The organism is Listeria rocourtiae FSL F6-920, assembly GCF_000525975.1.
In the GTDB taxonomy this organism is placed as follows: Bacteria; Bacillota; Bacilli; order Lactobacillales; family Listeriaceae; genus Listeria_A; species Listeria_A rocourtiae.
Genome location: NZ_AODK01000095.1, coordinates 1 through 873 on the forward strand (window position 1 = coordinate 1; position 873 = coordinate 873).

Genomic DNA, 873 nt, shown 5'->3' on the forward strand with positions numbered 1-873 from the left:
CCCTTGGTCCCAAACCAAGTGCTCTACCAAGCTGAGCTACTTCCCGAAAGCGCGCCCGAGAGGATTCGAACCTCTAACCGCTTGATTCGTAGTCAAGTACTCTATCCAGTTGAGCTACGGGCGCATTATATAAGTATATGGTGCCGAGGACCGGAATCGAACCGGTACGGATATCACTATCCGCAGGATTTTAAGTCCTGTGCGTCTGCCAGTTCCGCCACCCCGGCGTTAGAAACTTTATAATGGCAACCTAATTTTTGGAGCGGAAAACGGGGTTCGAACCCGCGACCCCCACCTTGGCAAGGTGGTGCTCTACCACTGAGCTATTTCCGCATAAGTATAAAATGCGGGTGAAAGGACTTGAACCTTCACGCCTCGCGGCGCCAGATCCTAAATCTGGTGCGTCTGCCAATTCCGCCACACCCGCAAAAAATGAGCCGTGATGGGCTCGAACCATCGACCCTCTGATTAAAAGTCAGATGCTCTACCAACTGAGCTAACGGCTCACAATAAAAACATATGTTGAAAATGGTGCCGGCTGCAAGAGTCGAACTCGCGACCTACTGATTACAAATCAGTTGCTCTACCAACTGAGCTAAGCCGGCCTGATTAAATGGGGGCTAACGGGATCGAACCGCTGACCCTCTGCTTGTAAGGCAGATGCTCTCCCAGCTGAGCTAAGCCCCCCAAAAAATATGTACATTGCCCGGCGACGACCTACTCTCACAGGGGGAAGCCCCTACTACCATCGGCGCTGAAAAGCTTAACTTCCGTGTTCGGGATGGGAACGGGTGTGACCTCTTCGCCATTACCACCAGACAATGAATCTTTCATCGAAAGAACGCTGTTCTCTCAAAACTAGATAAGAAAGTC

Annotated in this window: 7 tRNA genes and 1 rRNA gene; all 8 read right to left on the reverse strand. The window is 51.2% G+C overall.

The features are described from left to right. Window positions 1–50: 50 nt before the first annotated feature. Window positions 51–124, reverse strand: a tRNA-Arg gene (locus PROCOU_RS15945). Between the two features lie 14 nt (window positions 125–138). Continuing rightward, window positions 139–227, reverse strand: a tRNA-Leu gene (locus tag PROCOU_RS15950). A gap of 31 nt (window positions 228–258) precedes the next feature. Beyond that, a tRNA-Gly gene (locus tag PROCOU_RS15955) sits at window positions 259–333 on the reverse strand. Window positions 334–345: 12 nt separating this feature from the next. Beyond that, a tRNA-Leu gene (locus tag PROCOU_RS15960) sits at window positions 346–427 on the reverse strand. Window positions 428–433: 6 nt separating this feature from the next. Next, window positions 434–506: transfer RNA gene (locus PROCOU_RS15965), tRNA-Lys, on the reverse strand. A 23-nt stretch (window positions 507–529) separates the two neighbouring features. Beyond that, a tRNA-Thr gene (locus tag PROCOU_RS15970) sits at window positions 530–605 on the reverse strand. Window positions 606–614: 9 nt separating this feature from the next. Further along, window positions 615–687, reverse strand: a tRNA-Val gene (locus tag PROCOU_RS15975). A gap of 17 nt (window positions 688–704) precedes the next feature. Further along, window positions 705–819 (reverse strand): 5S ribosomal RNA (gene rrf, locus PROCOU_RS15980). Between the last annotated feature and the right edge of the window lie 54 nt (window positions 820–873).